Genomic DNA, 22705 nt, shown 5'->3' with positions numbered 1-22705 from the left:
TGCGTCCGGGATACGAGCGACGATAAGAAGGTGACGCCACCCTCGTCACCGCTTCACCGGCCAGACGGACGATCGGAGACCCCGTGTCGACAACAGCTGATGCCATCCGCTCCGCCGACGCGCACAGCGCGCACAACTACCACCCGCTGCCCGTCGTCGTCGCGTCCGCGGAAGGCGCGTGGATGACCGACGTGGAAGGCCGCAGGTACCTCGACATGCTCGCCGGGTACTCGGCGCTCAACTTCGGGCACGGCAACCGCCGTCTGATCGACGCCGCGCGGGACCAGCTGGAGCGGGTCACGCTCACCTCGCGCGCCTTCCACCACGACCGTTTCGCCGACTTCTGCACCGAACTCGCCGCGCTGTGCGGCAAGGAGATGGTGCTGCCCATGAACACGGGTGCGGAGGCGGTGGAGACGGCGGTGAAGACCGCCCGCAAGTGGGGCTACGAGGTCAAGGGCGTCCCGGACGGCCACGCCAAGATCGTGGTGGCCGCCGACAACTTCCACGGTCGGACCACGACGATCGTCTCCTTCTCGACGGACCACGACGCACGCGACCACTTCGGCCCGTACACGCCCGGCTTCGAGATCGTCCCGTACGGGGACCTCACCGCGCTGTCCCACGCCGTCACGGAGAACACCGTGGCCGTGCTGCTGGAGCCGATCCAGGGCGAGGCGGGGGTGCTGGTGCCGCCCGCCGGATACCTGAGCGGCGTACGGGAACTGACCCGCGAGCGGAACGTGCTCTTCATGGCGGACGAGATCCAGTCGGGGCTCGGCCGGACCGGGAAGACCTTCGCCTGCGAGCACGAGGGCGTCGTCCCCGACGTCTACATCCTCGGCAAGGCGCTCGGCGGCGGTGTCGTGCCGGTGTCGGCGGTGGTCGCCGACCGGGACGTGCTGGGGGTGTTCGGGGCCGGCCAGCACGGGTCCACCTTCGGCGGGAACCCCCTCGCGTGCGCCGTCGCGCTGGAGGTGATCGCGATGCTGCGGACCGGCGAGTACCAGCAGCGGGCCACCGAACTGGGCGACCACCTCCACCGCGAGCTGGGCATGCTCGTCGGCGGGGGCGCCGTCACCGCCGTGCGCGGCCGCGGCCTGTGGGCGGGCGTCGACCTCCACCCCTCCCGCGGAACGGGCCGGGAGATCTCCGAGAAGATGATGGAGCGGGGCGTGCTCGTGAAGGACACCCACGGGTCGACGATCCGGATCGCCCCACCGCTGGTGATCGGCAAGGAGGACCTGGACTGGGGGCTGGAACAGCTCCGGTCGGTGCTGTCGGCGTAGCGGGCCGGCCGACCCGCCCTCAGAGGATGACGTGGGGCAGGAAGCGGGCGTACTCGTCCGTGACCGGCCCCGCCGATTCGCGGATCCCGAGCCCCGCCGCCTCGTCCTCGACGACCCACGCGCCGAGCACCACCCGGTTGCCGTCGAAGTCGGGCAGCGGGGCCAGCCCCTGGAAGCAGTACCGCTCGCCCGGCTCCGGTACGAACGGCTGCCCGTCCGGGCCCGGCTCGTGCAGGGTGACGCCGGCGCCCTCACGGCCGAGGAGGGGCTTGGCCACGTACCCGGCCGAACCGGGCTCCGCCAGCTCGCGCGGGCCGTCGAGGTAGGCGGGCAGCAGGTTCGGGTGTTCCGGGAAGAGCTCCCACAGGATCGCGAGCAGCGCCTTGTTGGAGAGCAGCATCTTCCACAGCGGTTCGATCCAGCAGGTGGTGCCGGAGCCGCCGCCGTGGTCGTAGGTGCCGAGGACCTGCGGGCCGAACTCGTCCGTGGCCAGCCACTCCCACGGGTAGAGCTTGAAGCAGCTGCGGATGAAGCGGAGCTTCTCGTCGACGAACCGGCCGGACAGGCTGTCCCAGCCGATCTGCTCGACGGACAGGGCGTGGGTCTCCAGGCCGGCCTGGTCCGCGGTCTCCTGCAGGTAGGCGACCGTCATCAGGTCCTCGCCGAGCTCGTCGGTCTCGGAGTGCGCGAAGTGCAGCGGGCCGGGCGCCAGCAGCTCCGCCTGGCGGCGCCAGGCGTCGACGAGGCGCTCGTGGAGGGAGTTCCACTGGTCGGCGCCGGGAAAGCGTTCCTCCATCCAGAACCACTGCGGGCTGGCCGCCTCCACGAGGGAGGTGGGGGTGTCCGCGTTGTACTCCAGCATCTTGGCCGGGCTGCCGCTGCCGTCGTAGCGCAGGTCGAAACGGCCGTAGAGGGAGGGCTGTTCGGCGCGCCGCCGCCAGGACTCGGCGATCAGCGCGGCCAGCTTGGGGTCGGTGATGCCGAGATCGGCGAAGCGGTCGTGCTCGACGATGTGCGCGGCCGCGGCCAGGCACATGGCGTGCAGTTCCTCGACGACGTTCTCCAGGGCCTCGACCTCGGGGAGCGAGAAGGAGTAGTAGGCGCTCTCGTCCCAGTAGGGGCGCAGGGAGTCGTCGGGGTAGCGGGTCAGGGGGTAGATCAGCCCCTGCTCCTCGACCGTCTTCTGCCAGCCGGGGCGGGGCTCGATGGTGTGCCGCTGCATCGTCTCGGTCAGCCGCCGCTGGAGCCGGAGCTGGAGTGGCCGCCGATGCCGTTGCGGGTGACGGCGGACTTGTCGAAGCTGCCGCCGGAGACCTTGCCGGCGGCCACGTGGCCGCCGTAGTAGTAGGCGCCGGTGCCGCCGCTCTTGCACTCCTTGTTGTTCAGGTGCTCCAGCGTGGAACGGGAGGCGCAGCGGCGGTCCGGTTCGTCGCTGCTGCCGCAGGCCACGAGGGTGGCCGCGAGCAGGCCCATGCCTCCGAGGGCGACGGCTCCGGAGCGCATCCGGCGCTGATTGGTGCTGCTGCTGTCCATGTCTGCTGCTCCCCCTGGGGCCTGGCGTGCTCCCGACAGACTAGAACGGGCTCCCCGGCCAATGGAATCCGGCCGCCGTGAGATCCGTGACCTAGAGTCAGTTCGTGCTGATTGGGATGATTTGCGCGCTGGGTGCGGCGGTGTGCTTCGGCACGGCGTCCGTTCTGCAGGCCGTCGCGACGCGGGCGGTGGAGCCGGGCAGCGGGTCCGGGGTGGACGCGGCGCTGTTCCTGCGGGCCGCGCGGCAGTGGCGCTACGTCCTGGGCCTCGGCCTGGACGCGGCCGGTTTCGTACTGCAGATCATCGCGCTGCGGCACGTGCCGATCTACGTGGTCGGGGCCGCGCTGGCCGCCAGCCTGGCGGTGACGGCGGTGGTCGCGTCGAGGCTGATGGCGGTGCGGCTGTCCCCGGCGGAGTGGTCCGCGGTGGGCGTGGTGTGCGCGGGGCTGCTGATGCTGGGCCTCTCCGCGGGGGAGGAGGGCGCCGGGACCGGTTCGCTCGCACTGAAGCTGGGGCTGCTGGGCGTGGCGGTGCTGGTGCTGCTGGTCGGGGCGGTCGCGGGCGGGCTGCCGGACGGGCCGCGGGCACTGGTCCTCGGCCTGGGGTCGGGCACGGGCTTCGGCGTGGTGGAGGTCTCGGTGCGGCTCATCGACTCGGTGTGGGACTTCGCCGACCCGGCCCTGTACGCGCTGCTGCTGGGCGGCGCGGCGGGGTTCCTGCTCCTGACCTCGGCGCTGGCACGCGGCTCGGTGACGGTCGCGACGGCCGGCCTGGTGCTCGGCGAGACGGTCGGCCCGGCGGTGGTGGGCGTGGTCTGGCTCGGCGACCGCACCCGGGAGGGCCTGACGTGGCTGGCGGTGACGGGCTTCGCGGTGGCCGTCGCCGGCTCCCTGGCGCTCTCCCGCTTCGGCGAACCGAAGTCGCCACCGGCCCCAGCACCACCACTTGCCTGAGCGGAGCCCGGTTTCCCGCCCACCGCACCGCTGCGGGGGCGCTGCCCCCGAGCCCCGGTCCTGGCAGAGCCCGGATGTTGTCAGCCCCGCCGGCGTGTGAGTCGCGGGGGTCCGGGGGGGGCGGCGCCCCGCCGGCGGCTGCGCGCCCCGCAGGGTCACGGCAGCGAGGCGGCGAGCGCCGCGAGCGTCGGCGACCACGCACTGTCCGGCGGCGTCCCGTAGCCGACGACCAGCGCGTCCCGCGGCGCGACCTCCGCCTGCGGGTGGCGGAAGGCGGAGAGGCCGTGCAGGGCCAGGTCCTGCCAGGCCGCCGACTGCAGCACCGACCGTTCCGTGCCCGCCGGGAGGTCCAGCACCGCGTGCAGGCCCGCCGCGATCCCCGAGACCCCCACCACCCGGCCGGCCACCGCCGCCACCAGCTCGTCCCGCCGCCGCCGGTAGCGCAGCCGCATGCCGCGCACGTGCCGGTCGTACGCCCCGGATTCGATGAACTCCGCCAGCGTGAGCTGGTCCAGCGCGCTGGAGGTCCAGTCCGTGTACCCCTTCGCCGCGGTGACCTCCTCCAGCAGGCCCGGCGGGACCACCATCCAGCCGATCCGCAGCCCCGGGGCGAGGGACTTGCTGGCCGTGCCGAGGTACACCACCCGGTCCGGATCCAGGCCCTGCAGGGCCCCCACCGGCTGCCGGTCGTAGCGGAACTCGCCGTCGTAGTCGTCCTCCAGGATCAGCCCGCCGGTGGTCCGGGCCCAGTCGACCGCGGCCGCGCGGCGGGCCGGGGTCAGGGCCGCGCCCGTCGGGAACTGGTGGGCCGGGGTCAGCAGCACCGCGCCCGCCGCCGCGGTCAGCTCGCCCGTACGGGCCCCCTCGCCGTCGACCCCGAGCGGCCCGGTCCGCAGCCCCGCCCGCACCAGCACGTCCCGGTGGAAGTCCAGTCCGTACCCCTCCACGGCCACCTCCCGTACCCGCCGCCCCCGCAGCACCGCCGCGAGCAGCTGCAGCCCGTGCAGGAAGCCCGCGCACAGCACGATCCGGTCCGGGTCCGCGTACACCCCGCGCGCCCGCGCCAGGTAACCCGCCAGCGCCTGCCGCAGCTCGACGCGGCCGCGCCCGTCGGTCGCGTAGCCGAAGGCCTCGTTCGGGGCGGCGGTCAGCGCCCGCCGGGCCGCCGACAGCCAGGCCGCGCGCGGGAAGCCGCCCAGGTCCGGGGTGCCGGGGATCAGGCTGTACGCGGGCCCGCTCCGCGCGGGGCGGCGTACGGGGGCGGCCGCCGCGGCCCGGCGCGGGCGGGCCCGTTCGGCGACCCGGGTGCCGGAGCCCTGCCGGGCCGTGAGCCAGCCCTCCGCGACGAGCTCGGCATACGCCTCGGCGACCGTGTTCCGGGCGATGCCCAGGTCCGCCGCGAGGGTCCGGGAAGACGGCAGCCGGGTGCCGGCCGCCAGCCGGCCGCTGCGCGCGGCCTCCCGCAGCGCCTCGGTGAGCCCGGCCCGAAGGCCGCGCCCGGCAGAGAGGTCCAGATGCAGGTCGGCTCCGAAAGTGGCCCAAGGATCCGTCATGGACATGGACCATATCGGCGGGCCGCCTCGCTCCTAGTGTGGATCACATGACGACCACCGCAGAGAACCGGCAGACCCACTCGCCCACCCACGACCACGCCCCCGAGCACACCCCGCGCATGCACATGGCGAAGCTCGCCCCCGAGGTCTACAAGGCCGTCCTGGCCCTGGAAATCGCCGCCCGCAAGGGACTGGAGCCGTCCCTGGTGGAGCTCGTCAAGATCCGGGCCTCCCAGGTCAACCACTGCGCCTTCTGCCTCGACATGCACACCAAGGACGCGATCGCCGCCGGTGAGAGCATCGAGCGGATCGTGCAGCTGGGCGCCTGGGAGGAGTCGCGGCACTTCTACACGGAGAAGGAACTCGCCGCGATCGAGTTCACCGAGGCCGTCACGGTCCTGACGGACGGCTTCGTGCCCGACGAGGTGTACGCGAAGGCCGCGGCGCACTTCGAGGAGCGCGAGCTGGCCCAGCTGATCGCCGTCATCGCGACGATCAACGTGTGGAACCGCATCGGTGTCACCACGCGCATGGTGCCGGGCCACTACAAGCCGGGCATGTACAAGAGCTAACCCGGCCCGGCCGGGCACGGGCGGCCCGGCCGGGCACGGGCGAACCGGCCGGGCACGGGCGAACCGGCCGGGCCGGCCCCGGCCGGCCCGTCAGCCCGTCAGCCCGTCAGCCCGTCAGCCCGTCAGCCCGTCGGGCGGAACGCCGCCAGCGCCGCCGCGTGGTGGTCCTGCGTGACCTGCCACTCGGCGACCGGGCCCGCCGTCAGCAGCGCCCACTTGGTGCCGTCCGCCGCGAGGAAGACCCGTTCGACGCCGCGCCGCACCCCGCGCGACTCCTCGCTGTCGTACTGGTAGACGAGTTCGGCCGCACTCGGGCTGCCGGACACCGGGCCGACGCTGATCTCCTCGTATCCCCGGGTGCCGCCCCGCAGGTAGGTGGAGGCCTGCTTGACCGCTTGGAGCGGGCTGAGCTCCGGCTCCGACACCCGGAACACCTGGATCAGCGCGCTCCGGTCGGCCGAGCGGTAGAACACCCCCTCCTTGAGCTCCTCGCGCGCCCAGCCCGCCGGGACGGCGATGGTGAAGCCCGCCGCGTCCTGCTTCGTCTCGTGGGCTCCCGCGCCGGGGCCGGTGGCGGTGGGGCTCGGGGTGGGCGTCCGGGTCGGTCCGCCGCCGGTGGACGGGACGCCGGTGGCCGTGGACGGGCCGCCGGACACCGTCGGCGCGCCCGAGGTCACCGTCCCGTTCTTCTCCCCCGCGCGGTCCGCGTCGCCCGTGTCCCGGGCCACGAACCACACGGCGGCCGCGCCGATCGCGACGGAGGCGACCGCGATGCCCGCCGTCGCCGGGGTCAGCCACCGGCCGCGCGGCCCGTCGGCGGTCCCGTGGCCGGGCTGCGGCGGCGCGGGCGGAGGCCCGTACGGAGGCGTGGGCGCGGTCGGCGGCTGCGGCGGGAGCGGCGGCAGGCCCTGGACGCCACCCGGCGCGGGCCCCGCGGGGGGCCCCGCCGGCGCCTGGTCGACCACCCAGCGCTGTGCCTGCGCGTCCCAGCGGCGCGGGCCGGACGGCGGCTGTGCCGGAGCCACGTATCAGCCCCCCAGCGCGCCGAGCAGGCTGCCCAGGGCAGCGGCCGCGCTCACCGACTCCACCAGCGGGGCCCACCGCTCCAGCGCCTCGCGCAGCCGGGTGACCAGGCCGGGCCGGATCTCCTCGGTGCCCTCCAGCTGCTCGGCGACCCCGTCCAGTTCGGCGTCGAGCGCGGTCCGGTCGGCGCCGCGCGGCGCCTCCCGCACGAGGGCCTGGCGCAGGGCGAGCACCGCCTCCAGCAGCTCCGCCGCGCCGGGCGCGTCCGCTCCCGTACCGCCCTGGTGGACGGTGTTGGTGTTGCCCGAACCGCCGATGCTGAACGCGCTGTCGTGGACGCTGCCGATCCGCACGGCGGGCTCGTGTGCGCCCCCGTCACCTGTTGCCATGGCTCCCCCTGTGTGTGCTGTTGTGGTTCCCGCTGCCGCCGAAGCTGGCAGCGCTGTCGTGCATCGACCCGATGTACGTGCCGCCCGCGCCGACGTAGACGTCGGCGCGCCGCGCGAACGCCTCGGTGTGCCAGCCGGCTTCGTCCAGCACCACGGTAATGCCGGCGACGATCCGGTCCTGAATGGTCTTCAGGTACCGGTCGAGGTCCATGAGGTGGAACAGTGATCCGTTGTCCTGCGCGGCGAGTTCGCGCACCGACGCCCGCGGCCCCTCCGGGCGGGCCCCGCCGTTGCCGGCGGTGGCGATCCGCCACCAGCTCGCGATGCCGCGGCCCAGGGTGACGAGGGCGGCCGTGAAGGAGGCGGGCGTGTGCCGCAGGGCCCAGACGGCCTTCCCGAACCGGCTGTTGTTCAGGTAGCGGTGGGCGTCAGCGTCCGCGTTGTGGAAGGCGACGTGGACGGGCAGCAGCACGTGCGGCGCCACCTCCACCATCATCATCCCCCCCTGGGTGTGGACCCGTACGAACACGGTGACGACGAGGTTCTCGTCCCAGCCGCCGACCCGGACGCGCAGGAAGTACCGGCGGCGCTCGCCGCCCTCCTCGATCGCGGCGGCCCGGTGCGCCTCGAAGTCGGCCCGCAGGTGCGGGCCTTCGTCGCGGTGGTCCAGCCCTCCGCCCGGCAGGAACACACAACTGTCCACGACCAGCTCGCGCATGCGGTCCAGGACGGCGGCCTCGGCCTGCGGGGACCCGTGCTGCGACGGCACCCGCAGCCGCTCCAGCAGCGGCACGATCCGTTCCACGATGCGGGCGTTGGTGAGCGGCTCCGGTTCGCGGCCGGCTTCGAGGTCCTCGCGGGCGCGCAGCTCGAAGGACACCTGCCAGGGGCGGTACGCCTCACCGGCCCCGACGAACGGGTCGTTGATGTCGTACATGATCATCGGCGCGTGCTGCTCGTGCAGGATGCGCTGCCGTACGCGGGCGAACCGTACGCCTTGCTCCGCTTCCGCCGGGTCGGCGGAGCGGTGGGCGTAGCGCTCCCGGTTGAGGTCGGTGGCGATGGTCCGGGCGACGTGGCCGCGCTGGAGTCCTACGACGGTGACGACCGCGGCGAAGACCGCCGGGACCCATCCGAGGACGAAGCCGGCCGCCGGGCCGCCGATGCCCTGCGAGAAGAGCAGCGCGCCGAGGCCGATGGGGCCCTCGTCCTCGTCGCCGAAGGCGCCGAGGAGGGCCAGCCAGATGCCGAGGACGAGGACGACGATGACGGCGAGGTTCCACCAGGCGTAGATCCGCACGACGAGGGCCAGCAGGCGCGGCAGCAGCCCGGACCGGGCCCTGAGCCAGCCGGCGAGGCTCAGCAGCAGGAACGGGAAGAGGACCACCACGAGGGCGCCCCCGGTGAGGAGGGACCCCGCGAACCAGGCGCCGAGTATGCCGACCGCCCAGCCGATTTCGGCGCGACGGGCGCGCAGGGCGTGGGCGAGGACGCGCGAGGCGTCGAAGCCGTAGGAGGGCGCCACGATGCGCTCCTCGTGGACGTACAGCTCCTCGATGACGCGGTCGCGGTACCCGGCGTCGAGGTAGGTGCCCGCGCACAGGAAGCGGCCGGCCTCGCTGACCGCGGGGTCGACGGGGGGACGGCCGGTGCGGGGGTCGTCCGGCGGGGCGCCTGTGTACTGGCGGGGAATCGGGCTCTCGGTCACCGACCGACCTTAGATTTCCCTTACAACTTGCGACAGGCGGAATCACGCCAAAGCGCCCCGGCCTGTGGGGGCCGGGGCGCTTGGGTTCGTGCTCCTCACCGAGGTGGCGCCGGTGCCCGCGCTCCTCGGTGGGGAATTACGGATCAGATCAGGCCGAGTTCGCGGACCGCGTCGCGCTCCTCCGACAGCTCCTGGACGGAGGCGTCGATGCGGGCGCGGGAGAACTCGTTGACGTCCAGGCCCTGGACGATCTCGTACTTGCCGTCCTTGCAGGTGACGGGGAAGGAGGAGATCAGACCCTGCGGGACGCCGTAGGAGCCGTCCGACGGAATGCCCATCGAGGTCCAGTCGCCCTCGGCGGTGCCGTTGACCCAGGTGTGCACGTGGTCGATGGCGGCGTTGGCGGCCGAGGCGGCGGAGGACGCGCCACGGGCCTCGATGATCGCGGCGCCGCGCTTGGCGACGGTCGGGATGAAGGTGTCGGCGAGCCACGCCTGGTCGTTCACGACCTCGGCGGCGTTCTTGCCGGCGATCTCCGCGTGGAAGATGTCCGGGTACTGGGTCGCCGAGTGGTTGCCCCAGATCGTCAGGCGCTTGATGTCGGAGACGGCGGCACCGGTCTTGGCGGCCAGCTGCGAGATCGCGCGGTTGTGGTCCAGGCGGGTCATCGCGGTGAAGCGCTCGGCCGGTACGTCCGGGGCGGCGGCCTGCGCGATGAGCGCGTTGGTGTTGGCCGGGTTGCCCACGACGAGAACCTTGATGTCGTCCGCGGCGTGCGCGTTGATGGCCTGGCCCTGCGGCTTGAAGATGCCGCCGTTGGCGGCGAGCAGGTCGCCGCGCTCCATGCCCTTGGTGCGCGGGCGGGCGCCCACGAGCAGCGCGACGTTGGCACCCTCGAAGCCCTTGTTCGGGTCGTCGAAGATGTCGATGCCGGCGAGCAGCGGGAAGGCGCAGTCGTCGAGCTCCATGGCGGTGCCCTCGGCGGCCTTCATGCCCTGGGGGATCTCCAGGAGGCGGAGCTTGACCGGCACGTCGGCGCCGAGCAGGTGACCGGACGCGATACGGAAGAGCAGCGCGTAGCCGATCTGGCCGGCGGCGCCGGTGACGGTGACATTCACAGGAGTGCGGGTCATGGCCTTCTCCGTTAGACAGCTGGCGGTGGGGCGTCCCTGCCCCATGTGCTGGAGGACGCCGCTCCCCTGTAAATCTTGACGTGAAGAGACATCCGCGGTCAGGCTATCCGACCCGGGCGCGGCCCAACCCCCGGGTCCCTGTGGTGCGCGGCACACGCGCCCCGGCGTTTCGAAGGCGCAGCCGGTTCCCGGACTTCCGTTCGACCGGGAGGGTCCGCTCCCGTCCGGCGCGCTCAGCGCACGGTGAAGCGGACAGCGCTCTCCAGGAACGGGATCTCCAGCAGCGGCCTGGGCTCCATCACCAGCGCCAGCAGCGTGATCGCCACGCCCAGCACCCCGTAGGTGATCATGTCCGTGAAGCGGGACCGCACCGCGAGCATTCCCACCGAGGGCAGCACGCGCCGCAGCACCGACGCCGCGATCAGGGCCACGCCGATCACCAGGCAGCCGAACCGGGCCTGCCCGAGCGCCGTGGCCAGCAGCCCCACCGCGGTCGCGGCGAGCACGCTGAGCATCGGCCACTGCCGGGCGGGCGTGGACACGGCTCCCGGGACGGCGCGGCCGCTGCCCTCGGGGCGGGCCGTGTCCCGCGTGATGGACGGGAAGCGGCGGGACTTCGCCGCGCCCCTCCCGCTCCCGTTCACGTGCTCGGCGCCCGGTTCAGCCCGCACGGCCGGTCCGCTCCGCCGCCTCGACGACGTTGACGAGCAGCTGGGCGCGGGTCATCGGGCCGACGCCGCCCGGGTTCGGCGAGATCCACGCGGCGACCTCGGCGACGCCGGGGTGCACGTCGCCGACGATCTTCCCGGCTTCGTCGCGGCTGACGCCCACGTCGAGCACGGCCGCGCCCGGCTTGACGTCCTCGGGCTTGACCAGGTGCGGGACTCCGGCCGCGGCGACGACGATGTCCGCCTGGCGCAGCAGCCCGGAGAGGTCGCGCGTACCGGTGTGGCACAGCGTCACGGTGGCGTTCTCGGACTTGCGGGTCAGCAGCAGGCCGATGGACCGCCCGACGGTGATCCCGCGGCCGAGTACGACGACGTGCGCCCCGTTGATCTCGACGCCGTGGTGGCGCAGGAGTTCGACGATCCCGTAGGGGGTGCAGGGCAGCGGGCCCGGCTCGTTCAGCACGAGCCGGCCCAGGGAGGTGGGGTGCAGGCCGTCGGCGTCCTTCAGCGGGTCCATCAGCTCCAGGACCCGGTTGGTGTCGATGCCCTTGGGGAGCGGGAGTTGCACGATGTAGCCCGTGCACTGCGGGTTGGCGTTGAGCTCCCGCACGACCTCCTCGATGTCCTCCTGGGAGGCCGTGGCGGGCAGTTCGCGCTGGATGGAGGCGATGCCGACCTCGGCGCAGTCCTTGTGCTTGCCGTTGACGTACCAGCGGCTGCCCGGATCGTCGCCGACCAGCAGGGTGCCGAGGCCGGGGGTGATGCCCCGGGCCTTCAGTGCCGCCACGCGGGCGGTCAGTTCGGACTTGATCGCGGCCGCGGTGGCCTTGCCATCGAGAATCTGGGCGGTCATGCCCCCATCCTCCCGGATGAGGTGGCCCTGGTTCCAGTCAAGGCGCTCGCAGGACCTCAGGGTTCATTGCACTTGCACAACAAGTGACCGTCCGTATGCCAACCGGCTGGACAAGGCCTCGCCGGTCGGACCACGATGAAAAGGACTGAGTGCCGCGGGCAGTGCCGGGGGGCGGACCGCACCGTGCAGGATTCCTCCGCGCTTCATTGCCGTGCGTCCCCGCACTTCCACGGAGGAACACCCCAGATGAGTTTCGGCGACCCGCACAATCCGTACGGACAGCAGCCGGCGCAGGGCCAGCCCGGTTACGGCTACCCGCAGCAGGCCCCGCAGGGCATCCCTCCGCAGGGCGGCTACGCCTACCCGCAGCAGGCCCCCCAGGGATACCCCGGCGGCCCCGCCGGCTACCCGGGCGGTCCGGGCGGCTACCCGGGGGCGCACATGGAGATGCCCGGCGGCGCGAAGGCGGCCCGCGTGATCCTCTTCATCCTGAGCAGCCTGCAGGCGCTGTTCGGCCTGCTCGTCATCATCGGCGGCGCCGTCTTCGCCTCTGCCTTCTCAGGGTCCTCCAGCTCCTCGGCGCAGGACGTGGGGACCGCCGTCAGCGTCGGCTTCGTCATCGGCGGCCTCTTCCTGATCGGCGTGGCCCTGTGGCCGTTCCTGACAGCGGTCAAGATGGGCAAGGGCCGCAACGGCGTGCGCGTGTCCGGCATCGTCTACGGCTCCCTGCAGACCTTCTTCGCCGGGCTCAGCCTGCTCGTCAACGTGGCGGCCCTCGGTGCGAGCGAGCAGTCGTCGGGCGGACCCACCGCCATCGTCCTGCTGCCCGCCGTGGTCTCCCTCGCCCTCGGCCTCACGATCGTCATCGGACTGGCGAAGGCCGGTGACTACTTCAAGCGCCCGAGCTACTGACCCGCTCGTCCGCAGAACCGGCGAAGGCCGCGACCCGCAGTGCGGGTCGCGGCCTTCGCCGTGTCGGGGGAGCCGGACTCGGGGGAGCCGGACTCAGGTCAGTGGAAGAAGTGCCGGGTGCCGGTGAAGTACATCGTCACGCCGGCCTTCTGCGCGGCCTCGACGACCTGCTCGTCACGGACCGAACCGCCGGGCTGGACGACGGCCTTGATGCCGGCGGCCGTCAGGATCTCCAGCCCGTCCGGGAAGGGGAAGAAGGCGTCGGACGCGGCGTACGAGCCCTGCGCGCGCTCGGCGCCGGCCCGCTCGACGGCGAGCTTCGCCGAGTCGACACGGTTGACCTGGCCCATGCCGACACCGACCGAGGCGCCGTCCTTGGCGAGCAGGATTGCGTTCGACTTGACGGCCCGGCAGGCACGCCACGCGAAGGCCAGCTCGGCGAGCTCGGCCGGGGACAGGGCGTCGCCGGTGGCCAGGGTCCAGTTGGCCGGGTCGTCGCCCTCGGCCTGGAAGAGGTCCGACTGCTGCAGCAGCGCGCCGCCGGAGACGGGCTTGAGGTCGCCCGGCCGGTGCGGGGTGCCGTCGACCTTCAGGACACGGATGTTCTTCTTCTTGGCGAGGATCTCGACCGCGCCGTCCTCGTAGCCGGGGGCGGCGATGACCTCGGTGAAGATCTCCGCGACCTGCTCGGCCAGCTCGACGGTCACCGGACGGTTGACGGCGATGACGCCGCCGAACGCCGACAGCGGGTCGCAGGCGTGCGCCTTGCGGTGGGCGGCGGCGACGTCCGCGCCCACCGCGATGCCGCACGGGTTGGCGTGCTTGATGATCGCGACGCACGGCTCTTCGTGGTCGTAGGCGGCGCGGCGCGCGGCCTCGGTGTCCACGTAGTTGTTGAAGGACATCTCCTTGCCGTGCAGCTGCTCGGCGTTGGCCAGCCCGCCCGGCTGCCCGTCTGTGTAGAGGGCGGCGGCCTGGTGCGGGTTCTCGCCGTAGCGCAGGGTCGACTTGCGCTCCCAGGCGCCGGCGAGGAACTCGGGCAGCGCGCCCTCCTCGCCCTCCGGGGCGTACACGTTCGTGAACCAGGAGGCGACGGCCACGTCGTAGGCGGCGGTGTGCTGGAAGGCCTCGGCCGCCAGCCGCTTGCGCGCGGTGAGGTCGAATCCGCCGCCCTGGGCCGCGGCGATGACGTCGGCGTAGCGCGCGGGGCTGGTGACCACGGAGACCGACGGGTGGTTCTTGGCGGCGGCGCGGACCATCGAGGGGCCGCCGATGTCGATCTGCTCGACGCACTCGTCGGGAGTGGCACCCGACTGGACGGTGGCCTGGAACGGGTACAGGTTGACGACGACGAGGTCGAAGGGCTCGACGCCCAGCTCGGCGAGCTGGCTGCGGTGGTCCTCCAGGCGCAGGTCGGCCAGGATGCCGGCGTGCACGCGCGGGTGCAGGGTCTTGACCCGGCCGTCCAGGCACTCGGGGAAGCCGGTCAGCTCCTCCACCTTGGTGACGGGCACCCCGGCGGCGGCGATCTTCGAGGCGGTGGAGCCGGTGGAGACGAGCGCGACGCCCGCCCCGTGCAGGCCGCGGGCCAGCTCTTCCAGTCCCGTCTTGTCGTAGACGCTGATGAGCGCACGCCGGATCGGCCGCCGGGTCGTGGTCGGGTCGTTGCTCGCTGCGGTGTCTGCGGCGGTCACTGGATTGTTACCTTTCGTCCCTCAATGCGGTAGCCGTGCCGGGCCAGGCGCCCCACGACCTCGACGAGCAGCTTTCGCTCGACTTCCTTGATGCGCTCGTGAAGAGCGGCTTCGTCGTCCTCGTCCCGGACCTCGACCACACCCTGGGCGATGATCGGACCGGTGTCCACGCCGCTGTCCACGAAGTGGACCGTGCAGCCGGTGACCTTCGCGCCGTAGGCGAGCGCGTCCCGTACGCCGTGGGCTCCCGGGAATGCGGGGAGGAGGGCGGGGTGGGTGTTGACGAACCGGCCGCCGAAGCGGTCGATGAACTCCTTGCCCACGATCTTCATGAAACCGGCCGACACGACGAGGTCGGGGGCGTACGCGTCGGTCGCCGCGGTGAGGGCGGCGTCCCACTCGACGCGGCTCCCGAAGTCCTTCACCGGGCAGACGAAGGTGGGGATCCCGGCCTTCTCCGCCCGCTCCAGGCCGGCGATGTTCGCGCGGTCGGCTCCCACGGCGACGACTTCGGCACCGAAGCCCTCTGCTCCGCCGGGATGGGCGTCGATGGCGTCGAGCAGGGCCTGGAGGTTGGTGCCGGACCCTGAGACCAGCACGACCAGGCGGGAGGCGGCCATGGGAGGCCCTTTCTCACGGAATTGCGGTGTTCGTCTTTGTGTGGTCATACAGAACTTCGGGGTACCGATATACGGGGGACCATACGAAGCCGCCGACCGCCTGCAACGATACCGGCACACCGGACGGCCCCCGAGGGACGGGGGGACGGGCGGGCGGTAGCGTCTGGCCTACAAGCCGCAAACTGGCCCACCTCGCCTCGATGTCCTCGCGACGTCCACGACACAGGGGAAGTAACACACCCGATGCCGGACCGCCGTCAGCCCGACTCCCCCACCGACGACAACCCCTTCGCGGCCCCGCCGGAAGGCCGGCCCGACCAGCCGTGGCAGCCGCGCACCGGCGGTGACGGCGGGAACGGCGACGGGGACGGCCCGGGGGACTCGGGCGGGCAACGGGGTCCGGGGCGCTGGGACCCGACGGACCCGATCCAGCGCCGCGCCCGGTACGCGCTGCTGGCGGGCATGTGGGGCTTCTTCTTCGGGATCTTCGGGATCCCCTCGGTCGGCCTGCTGCTGGGCGCGCTCGCCCTGTACTGGGGGATCAGCGCGCTGCGCGGCAAGCCGGCGGCGGCGACCGGCGAGCCGGGCGCCCCGACGGGCCTGGACGCCCTCGGCCCGGCGGCCCGCCCCCAGCGCACGGCGGCGGTGAGCGGCCTGGTCACCGCCTCACTGGCGATCCTGCTGGCCCTGAGCTCGTACGCGCTGCAGCTCGCGTACAAGGACTTCTACGTGTGCCGCGACGACGCCCTCACCAAGTCGGCGGAACTCCAGTGCAACACCCTCCTGCCGAGCAACTTCGTCGGCGAGGTCCTGAAGGTCCGCCAGTGACGCCGCCCGAAGCGCCGGCGCCCACCCACTCAGCCCCGCCCCGCCGACCCACCAGCCCCGCCGGCGCTTGAGGCGCGGGGCCCAGGGCGAGGCCCACTCTTTTCAGCCCCGCCGACCCGCCCAGTCCGGCCGACCCGCCCAGCCCCGCCGGCGCTTGAGACGCGGGGGCCCGGGGGGGCAGCGCCCCCGCCACGGCGCCGCACCCGGCAGGACACCGCGCGGGCTACGCGGACGGCTTCCGCCGGGCCAGCACCCGCACTCCGGCCACGGACGGAACCGGCGCAACGGCCGGCACCGGCGGAGCCACCGGGGCCGGCCCCAGATCCAGCCCCGCCACCACGGTCACCGTCCGCCGAGCCACCCGTACCCGTACGGCAGGCTCCGAAGCCACCTCAACCAGCGGAACCGGCGGAGCCACCGGCTCGGGCGGGATCTCCGGCACCAGCGTCCCCGACGCCTTCCGCATCAGCTCCCACCGAAGCTCCCGCACCCCGCTGTCGTGCCACCCACCGTCCACCGGAACATCCGCGTCCGCGTCCGCATCCGCGTCCGCGTCCGCCCCCACCGCGCCCGGACCGGCCGCCGGGCGGTAGCGCCACGCGTGCACCCCCACCGCCACCGGCACGGCCAGAACCAGCGTCCACGCGAAGGCCGCCGCCCCCGTGGCCCACCACACCGGACCGAACTCGGCCAGCCGCCGCGAGCCCAGCGGCCCCGCCGAGACCGCCGCGAGCCCGGCCATCGCCAGGCCGCACACCACCGCCCCGAGGGCCGCCGTCAGCGCGGTCTCCCCGTACGAGACCTCGCGCGCCCGGCGTACCGCGAACCAGCCCACCGCCAGCCCGGCGACCACCGGCACCCCGGCGGCCGCCCAGGTCAGCGGGGTGCCCGGGCCCGCGGCCGGGAGCGCCTCCAGCAGCGGGAACCGGGGCAGCGCGGGCGCGCCCGCCGAGCCGAGCGGGGTGGCCGTCACCCCGGCGCCGAGGGCGAACCCGGGACCGAGGGCGTAGGCCGCTCCCCAGACCATGGCGTTCGGAATCAGCGCGAGCGCGAGCAGCAGGACCGCGAACCGGCCGGACCACACCTCGGTCAGCGACAGGAACGAGGCCTGGACCTGCGACCCGTGCCAGGCGAGCGAGGCGCCGACGAGCAGCGCCCCGCCGCCCAGGAGCACCAGGGCCCCGCCCGCGCCCGCCCGCAGCGCCAGCGCGTACCTGGGGCGCACGAACCCCGTCCGTACGCCCCCCGGCAGCCAGTTCGGCAGCGGTCCGAGCGGACGCCCCTTGGCTCCCCACACACCACCGGCCGCGGCCGGCACGGCGACCAGCGGGACGTGCCAGGCGGCGCTGATCGGATCGGCCGGCATCGGGCCCCCGGCGGCGTACACCGTGGCAAGAGCCCCGACGGCGAGGTATCCGCAGAGCACGGCCGAGAACACGGCCGTCGCGGGCAGCACCTCCTCGTCGTCCTCGTCGGAGGCGCCGCCCAGCCGCGCGGCCCGCCGCATGAGCAGCACGGGCAGAGCGACGAGCAGCAGGGGCGTCACACCAACGGGTGCCGGGACGCCGGAGAGCGTCTCGTACCTCACCAGTTCGGTCCCGTGGGCGAGCAGCCACAGCCCGGCGGCGAGGTGCAGGGCCCCGCCCGGGCCGCTGTCCGGATAGGGGGAACTGATCCACAGGACGATGACGAGCACGGCGAGGAAGCCGAGCCCGAGTCCGGCCGCCACGGCACCGCCCACTACGCATGCGGCGGCGGCCGGCGAACGCCGGCGCGCACCGGCTCGCGGGGCCGCCGACAACCGGGTCTCGCGTTCGGTCACTTGGGTCACCCCGCCATGGTGCCAACGACACGCGCTATGGGCGGGTAACAGGCGAATGTCCGTGGTGTCGCCCAATATACGTTTATGTACTTTTTCGCTCAGGGCTGCCGGGTCGCGGGGAGTGCGGCATGACACGGAACGTCGAGGGCCTGCCCGCCCCGAACGAGCGCCGAAGACTGCGCGAAGCTGCGGAACTGACACTCCATGAGGTCGCCACGGCGGTCGGCGTCAACGCGGCGACGGTGCGCTCCTGGGAGTCCGGGCGCACCACCCCGCGCGGCCGCAAGCTCGACGCGTACGCGCGCTTCCTGGCCCGCCTCCCCGAACTGGAGGTGGCGGCGGACGCCACCGGTCCGCCGGGCCACGCCGACCCGGCGGACCCGGCCGCCCCGGCCGACCCGGTCCTGGTGGCGGTCGCGCCCGGGGCCGGGGCCGAGGCCGAGGCCGAGGCCGAACGCGTCCCGGAGGCTCCTGACGGGCCCACAGGTTTCGACGGGCCCGTCGAAACCGCCGCCGTGGCCGACGCGGGCAGCCCCGGCGGCACCTGGACCGCGCCCGCCGCCAGGCTGGCCACCCGACCCGACGTACGCGCCGTCACCGATCCGGCCGAGGCCTTCGACACCCTCTACGACCTGGCCGCGCCCGCCCTCGCCCGGCAGGCCTACCTGCTCACCGGCCGCCGCGCGCTCGCCCTGGAGGCCGTGGACCGGGCCTTCACCCGGGCCTGGGGCCAGTGGCCCGAGGTGGCCACCGACCCGGACCCGGTGGGCTGGGTGCGCACGATCGTGCACGAGTACGCGCTCTCCCCCTGGCACCGGTTCCGGCGCTCCCACCGCCGGCCCGACCGGCCCCCGGCCGATCCCGCCGACCGGATCCTGCTCGACGCCCTGCTCGCCCTGCCCCGGATCCACCGCCGCACCGTCCTGCTCTACGACGGCATCGGCCTCGACCTGCCCGACACCGCCGCCGAGACGGAGGCCACCACTCCCGCCACCGGCAACCGCATCCTCAACGCGCACGCCGACCTCGCCGCCCGGGTACCCGAACTGGCCGACGTACCGGTCGAGAAGCAGTCCGCGGCGCTGCGGGAGCGGCTCACCGTGCTGCGGCCGCCGTTCTCCCTCGACCCGCGCCCGGCGGCGGCGGTCCGCGGCGGCGGTGAGCGGCGCACACGGCAGTGGACCCGGGCCACCCTCGGGCTGACCGCGATGATCACGGCCGCCACCGCCTACACGGCGGCGACCGCGCCCACCCGGTACGATCCCCCGCTCGCCCCCGGTGAGAGCGTGTCCGGGGTGCCGCCGCTCAGCGGCCCGCAGCAGCTCACCGAACGGAGCAGGGAACTGCACGACAAGCTCCGCGCGGACCCGCAGGCGGGTCCGGCGCGCGTCGCCCCGCGGCTCGACTGAGACGACGTACGCGAAAGGGCGTGGCCCGCACCCCGAGGAGGGTGCGGGCCACGCCCTTTCGGCCGTACGGCCGGTGCCTACTGAGCGGCGTTCAGGATCGCGCGCGCGAGCTGGGCGGTCTCGGTCGGCGTCTTGCCGACCTTGACGCCGGCGGCCTCGAGGGCCTCCTTCTTGGCCTGCGCGGTGCCGGAGGAGCCGGAGACGATGGCGCCGGCGTGGCCCATGGTCTTGCCCTCGGGGGCGGTGAAGCCCGCGACGTAGCCGACGACCGGCTTGGTGACGTTCTTCGCGATGAAGTCCGCCGCACGCTCCTCGGCGTCGCCGCCGATCTCGCCGATCATGACGATCAGCTCGGTCTCCGGGTCGGCCTCGAAGGCCTCCAGGGCGTCGATGTGCGTGGTGCCGATGACCGGGTCGCCACCGATGCCGACGGCGGAGGTGAAGCCGATGTCACGCAGCTCGTACATCATCTGGTAGGTCAGCGTGCCGGACTTCGACACGAGACCGATCTTGCCGGGCTTGGTGATGTCGCCCGGGATGATGCCGGCGTTGGACTGGCCGGGGGTGATCAGACCCGGGCAGTTCGGGCCGATGATGCGGGTCTTGTTGCCCTTGGCGGTCGCGTACGCCCAGAAGGCGGCGGAGTCGTGCACCGCGATGCCCTCGGTGATGACGACGGCCAGCGGGATCTCGGCGTCGATGGCCTCGACGACGGCGGCCTTGGCGAAGGCCGGCGGGACGAAGAGGACGGAGACGTTGGCGCCCGTCTTCTCCATCGCCTCGGCGACGGAACCGAAGACCGGGACCTCGGTGCCGTCGAAGTCGACGGTGGTGCCGGCCTTGCGCGGGTTCACGCCGCCGACGATGTTGGTGCCGTCAGCCAGCATCAGCTTGGTGTGCTTCATGCCCGTGGCACCGGTCATGCCCTGGACGATGACCTTGCTGTCCTTGTTGAGGAAGATAGCCATGTGAGTCTGTGACCTCTGCCCTTACTTCGCAGCCGCGAGCTCGGCGGCCTTGTCGGCCGCGCCGTCCATGGTGTCCACGCGCTGCACCAGCGGGTGGTTGGCGTCCGAGAGGATCTTGCGACCCAGCTCGGCGTTGTTGCCGTCGAGACGGACGACGAGCGGCTTGGTGACCGCCTCGCCCTTCTCCTCCAGCAGGGCCAGCGCCTGGACGATGCCGTTGGCGACCTCGTCGCAGGCGGTGATGCCACCGAAGACGTTGACGAAGACGGACTTGACGTCCGGGTCCCCGAGGATGATCTCGAGACCGTTGGCCATGACGGCGGCGGAGGCGCCACCGCCGATGTCCAGGAAGTTGGCGGGCTTGACGCCACCGTGGTTCTCACCGGCGTAGGCGACGACGTCCAGGGTGCTCATGACGAGACCCGCGCCGTTGCCGATGATGCCGACCTCACCGTCGAGCTTGACGTAGTTGAGGTTCTTCGCCTTGGCGGCGGCCTCGAGCGGGTTCGCGGCGGCGTGGTCCACGAACTCCTCGTGACCCGGCTGGCGGAACTCGGCGTTCTCGTCGAGGGAGACCTTGCCGTCGAGGGCGATGACCTCGCCGGAGGCGACCTTCGCGAGCGGGTTGACCTCGACCAGGAGCGCGTCCTCGGCAATGAAGGTGTCCCACAGGGTCACGAGGACCTCGGCGACCTTCTCGGCGACCTCGGCCGGGAACTGCGCCAGCGCCACGATCTCGCGGGCCTTCTCGATGGTCACGCCCTCGTTGGCGTTCACCGGGACCTTGGCGAGCTTCTCCGGGGTCTCCTCGGCGACCTGCTCGATGTCCATGCCGCCCGCGACCGACGCCATGGCGAGGAAGGTGCGGTTGGTGCGGTCGAGGAGGTACGAGACGTAGTACTCCTCGAGGATCTCGGGTGCGGTCTCCGCGATCATCACCTTGTGGACCGTGTGGCCCTTGATGTCCATGCCCAGGATGTCCGTCGCGCGGGCGACGGCCTCGTCCGGGGTGGCGGCCAGCTTCACGCCGCCGGCCTTGCCGCGGCCGCCGACCTTCACCTGCGCCTTGACGACCGACTTGCCGCCCAGCCGCTCGGTGGCCTCGCGAGCCGCCTCAGGCGTGTCGATGACTTCACCGGCCAGCACCGGTACACCGTGCTTGGCGAAGAGGTCCCTCGCCTGGTACTCGAACAGGTCCACGCGCGTCCGTCCCTTGTCTTTTTTAAAGATTCGCAGTGATTCGCGGTTGTCTGCTATCTGCGTGGGCGTGCCGCGGAGGGCAACGTGACGGCGCTGTCACAAGGAAGGCGCACACGGTGACCGTGGACGCGGCATGTCCGTCCGGCAGGTTATCCCCGTGGGGCGCGCGTCCCTAAATCGCAGATCACACCTGAGCGGTGATACCTGTCACAGAACACCTCACGGTTGAACTGGAAATTCGTGTGATCGGCCCCTTCACACGGGGCGCAGGGGCGGGCGTGTCGAAGGTTCGTCAGGGGGTCGGCAGGGGCCGCTTCTCCAGCGCCGCGGCCATCACCTCCGGGAACAGGTCGGGGGTGCAGGCGAAGGCCGGCGCACCGAGCGCGGCGAGGGCCCCGGCGTGCTCGCGGTCGTAGGCCGGGGCACCCTCGTCGGACAGCGCCAGCAGGGTCACGAATTCGACGCCCGCCCCCTTCATGGCGGCCACGCGCCCCAGCATCTCGTTGCGAATGCCGCCCTCGTAGAGATCACTGATGAGGACGACGACCGTGTCGGCGGGTCGGGTGATCTTCGACTGGCAGTAGGCGAGTGCGCGGTTGATGTCGGTGCCGCCGCCCAGCTGGGTGCCGAAGAGGACGTCGACCGGGTCGTCGAGCTGGTCGGTCAGGTCGACGACGGCGGTGTCGAACACGACCAGGCGGGTGGCGATCGAGCGCATCGAGGCGAGGACCGCGCCGAAGACGGAGGCGTAGACGACGGAGGCGGCCATCGAACCCGACTGGTCGATGCAGAGGATCACCTCCTTCTTCACCGATTGCGCCGCCCGGCCGTATCCGATCAGCCGCTCGGGGACGACGGTGCCGTACTCGGGCAGGTAGTTCTTCAGGTTGGCCCGGATCGTGCGGTCCCAGTCGATGTCGCGGTGGCGGGGGCGGCTGATCCGGGCGGAGCGGTCGAGCGCTCCGGTGAGGGTGGCCCGGGTGCGGGTCGCGAGCCGCTTCTCCAGCTGTTCGACCACCTTGCGGACCACGGCCCGCGCCGTCTCCTTCGTCGTCTCGGGCATCGCCTTGTTCAGGGAGAGCAGGGTGCCGACCAGGTGGACGTCCGGTTCGACGGCCTCCAGCATCTCCGGCTCCAGCAGCAGGGCGGACAGCCCGAGCCGCTCGATCGCGTCGCGCTGCATCACCTGGACCACCGAGCTGGGGAAGTACGTCCTGATGTCCCCGAGCCAGCGGGCCACGTTCGGCGCGGAGCCGCCGAGTCCGGCCGAGCGCGGCGCCCCCGAGGTCCTGCGCGGACCCCCTTCGCCGCCTCCGCCGTACAGGGCGCCGAGCGCGGCGTCCATCGCCGCGTCCCGCCCGGTCAGCGCGTGCCCGGTCCCGTCCGCGTCTCCCCCGCCGAGCACCATCCGCCACCGCCGCGACCGCTCGCCTCCGGCGGGGTCCGCGGTGTCCTGGGCTGCCGCCACGCTCATGTCCGTACCGCTCATCCGTCCGTCCCCCTGCACTCGTCGTACGTGTCGCTCTTCCATTCGGCGCAGCCATCCGGCCCCGCCGGCGTTCGAGGCGCGGGGGTGCG

21 protein-coding genes are annotated in these 22705 nt (G+C 73.0%); 6 read left to right on the top strand and 15 right to left on the bottom strand.

The window, feature by feature from the left end:
- Window positions 1–83: 83 nt before the first annotated feature.
- The gene (gene rocD / locus AB0F82_RS08995; RefSeq protein ID WP_356811446.1) at window positions 84–1289 is read left to right on the top strand and encodes an ornithine--oxo-acid transaminase; all 1206 of its coding nucleotides are present in this window, start codon (window positions 84–86) and stop codon (window positions 1287–1289) included.
- A 19-nt stretch (window positions 1290–1308) separates the two neighbouring features.
- Here rocD and AB0F82_RS08990 read toward each other — a convergent pair whose 3' ends face one another.
- The gene (locus AB0F82_RS08990; protein ID WP_356811447.1) at window positions 1309–2511 is read right to left on the bottom strand and encodes a glutathionylspermidine synthase family protein; all 1203 of its coding nucleotides are present in this window, start codon (window positions 2509–2511) and stop codon (window positions 1309–1311) included.
- Window positions 2512–2519: 8 nt separating this feature from the next.
- On the bottom strand, window positions 2520–2822 hold the full coding sequence (locus AB0F82_RS08985) for a hypothetical protein (RefSeq protein WP_356811448.1): 303 nt from the start codon (window positions 2820–2822) through the stop codon (window positions 2520–2522).
- Between the two features lie 104 nt (window positions 2823–2926).
- Between AB0F82_RS08985 and AB0F82_RS08980 the strand changes: the two genes are divergently transcribed.
- Window positions 2927–3775, top strand: a complete 849-nt coding sequence (locus AB0F82_RS08980) for a hypothetical protein (protein WP_362625169.1) — start codon at window positions 2927–2929, stop codon at window positions 3773–3775.
- A gap of 155 nt (window positions 3776–3930) precedes the next feature.
- Here AB0F82_RS08980 and AB0F82_RS08975 read toward each other — a convergent pair whose 3' ends face one another.
- Window positions 3931–5328 (bottom strand): PLP-dependent aminotransferase family protein, encoded by a 1398-nt coding sequence (locus AB0F82_RS08975; RefSeq protein ID WP_362625167.1) that lies wholly within the window; start codon window positions 5326–5328, stop codon window positions 3931–3933.
- Between the two features lie 47 nt (window positions 5329–5375).
- Between AB0F82_RS08975 and AB0F82_RS08970 the strand changes: the two genes are divergently transcribed.
- Window positions 5376–5900, top strand: coding sequence for a carboxymuconolactone decarboxylase family protein (locus AB0F82_RS08970; protein ID WP_356811451.1), 525 nt, complete (start codon window positions 5376–5378; stop codon window positions 5898–5900).
- Between the two features lie 122 nt (window positions 5901–6022).
- On the opposite strand, the gene AB0F82_RS08965 is transcribed toward AB0F82_RS08970, so the two are convergent.
- The 6 genes from AB0F82_RS08965 to AB0F82_RS08940 form a co-directional block, all read right to left on the bottom strand.
- Window positions 6023–6925: a hypothetical protein gene (locus AB0F82_RS08965; RefSeq protein ID WP_362625165.1), complete on the bottom strand. Its 903-nt coding sequence runs from the start codon at window positions 6923–6925 to the stop codon at window positions 6023–6025.
- A gap of 3 nt (window positions 6926–6928) precedes the next feature.
- Window positions 6929–7312, bottom strand: coding sequence for a hypothetical protein (locus tag AB0F82_RS08960; RefSeq protein ID WP_362625163.1), 384 nt, complete (start codon window positions 7310–7312; stop codon window positions 6929–6931).
- Window positions 7299–9020 (bottom strand): hypothetical protein, encoded by a 1722-nt coding sequence (locus tag AB0F82_RS08955; RefSeq protein ID WP_362625161.1) that lies wholly within the window; start codon window positions 9018–9020, stop codon window positions 7299–7301. Before AB0F82_RS08955 ends, AB0F82_RS08960 begins: the two co-directional genes overlap by 14 nt.
- A 143-nt stretch (window positions 9021–9163) precedes the next feature.
- Complete coding sequence (locus AB0F82_RS08950; RefSeq protein WP_356811455.1) at window positions 9164–10153, bottom strand: malate dehydrogenase; 990 nt, start codon at window positions 10151–10153, stop codon at window positions 9164–9166.
- Window positions 10154–10386: 233 nt separating this feature from the next.
- Window positions 10387–10824, bottom strand: a complete 438-nt coding sequence (locus tag AB0F82_RS08945; RefSeq protein WP_356811456.1) for a DUF3017 domain-containing protein — start codon at window positions 10822–10824, stop codon at window positions 10387–10389.
- Complete coding sequence (locus tag AB0F82_RS08940; RefSeq protein WP_356811457.1) at window positions 10814–11674, bottom strand: bifunctional methylenetetrahydrofolate dehydrogenase/methenyltetrahydrofolate cyclohydrolase; 861 nt, start codon at window positions 11672–11674, stop codon at window positions 10814–10816. The genes AB0F82_RS08945 and AB0F82_RS08940 overlap by 11 nt, the downstream gene beginning before the upstream one ends.
- A 246-nt stretch (window positions 11675–11920) precedes the next feature.
- Between AB0F82_RS08940 and AB0F82_RS08935 the strand changes: the two genes are divergently transcribed.
- Window positions 11921–12586, top strand: coding sequence for a hypothetical protein (locus AB0F82_RS08935; protein ID WP_362625159.1), 666 nt, complete (start codon window positions 11921–11923; stop codon window positions 12584–12586).
- A 98-nt stretch (window positions 12587–12684) separates the two neighbouring features.
- Here AB0F82_RS08935 and purH read toward each other — a convergent pair whose 3' ends face one another.
- Both purH and purN read right to left on the bottom strand, forming a co-directional pair.
- Entirely contained in the window at window positions 12685–14280 is a 1596-nt protein-coding gene (purH, locus tag AB0F82_RS08930) for a bifunctional phosphoribosylaminoimidazolecarboxamide formyltransferase/IMP cyclohydrolase (protein ID WP_362625158.1), read from the bottom strand.
- On the bottom strand, window positions 14277–14900 hold the full coding sequence (gene purN, locus AB0F82_RS08925; protein WP_362625156.1) for a phosphoribosylglycinamide formyltransferase: 624 nt from the start codon (window positions 14898–14900) through the stop codon (window positions 14277–14279). Before purN ends, purH begins: the two co-directional genes overlap by 4 nt.
- A gap of 243 nt (window positions 14901–15143) precedes the next feature.
- Here purN and AB0F82_RS08920 point away from each other — a divergent pair, with 243 nt between their 5' ends.
- On the top strand, window positions 15144–15728 hold the full coding sequence (locus AB0F82_RS08920) for a hypothetical protein (protein WP_362625155.1): 585 nt from the start codon (window positions 15144–15146) through the stop codon (window positions 15726–15728).
- A gap of 223 nt (window positions 15729–15951) precedes the next feature.
- On the opposite strand, the gene AB0F82_RS08915 is transcribed toward AB0F82_RS08920, so the two are convergent.
- Window positions 15952–17559 carry a cell division protein PerM gene (locus AB0F82_RS08915; RefSeq protein ID WP_362625153.1) on the bottom strand — a complete coding sequence of 536 codons (1608 nt, stop codon included), beginning with the start codon at window positions 17557–17559 and terminating at the stop codon, window positions 15952–15954.
- A gap of 119 nt (window positions 17560–17678) precedes the next feature.
- On the opposite strand from AB0F82_RS08915, the gene AB0F82_RS08910 reads away from it, so the two are divergent.
- Window positions 17679–18959, top strand: coding sequence for a helix-turn-helix domain-containing protein (locus AB0F82_RS08910; protein ID WP_362625151.1), 1281 nt, complete (start codon window positions 17679–17681; stop codon window positions 18957–18959).
- 77 nt (window positions 18960–19036) lie between these two features.
- On the opposite strand, the gene sucD is transcribed toward AB0F82_RS08910, so the two are convergent.
- The 3 genes from sucD to AB0F82_RS08895 form a co-directional block, all read right to left on the bottom strand.
- Window positions 19037–19927: a succinate--CoA ligase subunit alpha gene (gene sucD / locus AB0F82_RS08905; protein ID WP_030659457.1), complete on the bottom strand. Its 891-nt coding sequence runs from the start codon at window positions 19925–19927 to the stop codon at window positions 19037–19039.
- A gap of 21 nt (window positions 19928–19948) precedes the next feature.
- Window positions 19949–21127 carry an ADP-forming succinate--CoA ligase subunit beta gene (gene sucC / locus AB0F82_RS08900; protein WP_030659459.1) on the bottom strand — a complete coding sequence of 393 codons (1179 nt, stop codon included), beginning with the start codon at window positions 21125–21127 and terminating at the stop codon, window positions 19949–19951.
- Between the two features lie 292 nt (window positions 21128–21419).
- Window positions 21420–22616 carry a VWA domain-containing protein gene (locus AB0F82_RS08895; protein WP_362625148.1) on the bottom strand — a complete coding sequence of 399 codons (1197 nt, stop codon included), beginning with the start codon at window positions 22614–22616 and terminating at the stop codon, window positions 21420–21422.
- Window positions 22617–22705 lie beyond the last annotated feature (89 nt).

It is taken from the genome of Streptomyces virginiae, from assembly GCF_040638905.1.
Classification (GTDB): Bacteria; Actinomycetota; Actinomycetes; order Streptomycetales; family Streptomycetaceae; genus Streptomyces; species Streptomyces virginiae_B.
Note: the sequence above shows the minus strand (reverse complement) of the source record. Positions and strands in the feature narration are given on the sequence as shown.

Excerpts from the sequence above, each read along its gene's own strand:
- AB0F82_RS08990 (WP_356811447.1), bottom strand. The coding sequence starts at position 2,511 with ATGCAGCGGCACACCATCGAGCCCCGCCCCGGCTGGCAGAAGACGGTC.
- AB0F82_RS08985 (WP_356811448.1), bottom strand. The coding sequence starts at position 2,822 with ATGGACAGCAGCAGCACCAATCAGCGCCGGATGCGCTCCGGAGCCGTC.
- AB0F82_RS08975 (WP_362625167.1), bottom strand. The coding sequence starts at position 5,328 with ATGACGGATCCTTGGGCCACTTTCGGAGCCGACCTGCATCTGGACCTC.
- AB0F82_RS08970 (WP_356811451.1), top strand. The coding sequence starts at position 5,376 with ATGACGACCACCGCAGAGAACCGGCAGACCCACTCGCCCACCCACGAC.
- AB0F82_RS08960 (WP_362625163.1), bottom strand. The coding sequence starts at position 7,312 with ATGGCAACAGGTGACGGGGGCGCACACGAGCCCGCCGTGCGGATCGGC.
- AB0F82_RS08950 (WP_356811455.1), bottom strand. The coding sequence starts at position 10,153 with ATGACCCGCACTCCTGTGAATGTCACCGTCACCGGCGCCGCCGGCCAG.
- AB0F82_RS08940 (WP_356811457.1), bottom strand. The coding sequence starts at position 11,674 with ATGACCGCCCAGATTCTCGATGGCAAGGCCACCGCGGCCGCGATCAAG.
- AB0F82_RS08935 (WP_362625159.1), top strand. The coding sequence starts at position 11,921 with ATGAGTTTCGGCGACCCGCACAATCCGTACGGACAGCAGCCGGCGCAG.
- purN (WP_362625156.1), bottom strand. The coding sequence starts at position 14,900 with ATGGCCGCCTCCCGCCTGGTCGTGCTGGTCTCAGGGTCCGGCACCAAC.
- AB0F82_RS08920 (WP_362625155.1), top strand. The coding sequence starts at position 15,144 with ATGCCGGACCGCCGTCAGCCCGACTCCCCCACCGACGACAACCCCTTC.
- AB0F82_RS08910 (WP_362625151.1), top strand. The coding sequence starts at position 17,679 with ATGACACGGAACGTCGAGGGCCTGCCCGCCCCGAACGAGCGCCGAAGA.
- sucD (WP_030659457.1), bottom strand. The coding sequence starts at position 19,927 with ATGGCTATCTTCCTCAACAAGGACAGCAAGGTCATCGTCCAGGGCATG.
- AB0F82_RS08895 (WP_362625148.1), bottom strand. The coding sequence starts at position 22,616 with ATGAGCGGTACGGACATGAGCGTGGCGGCAGCCCAGGACACCGCGGAC.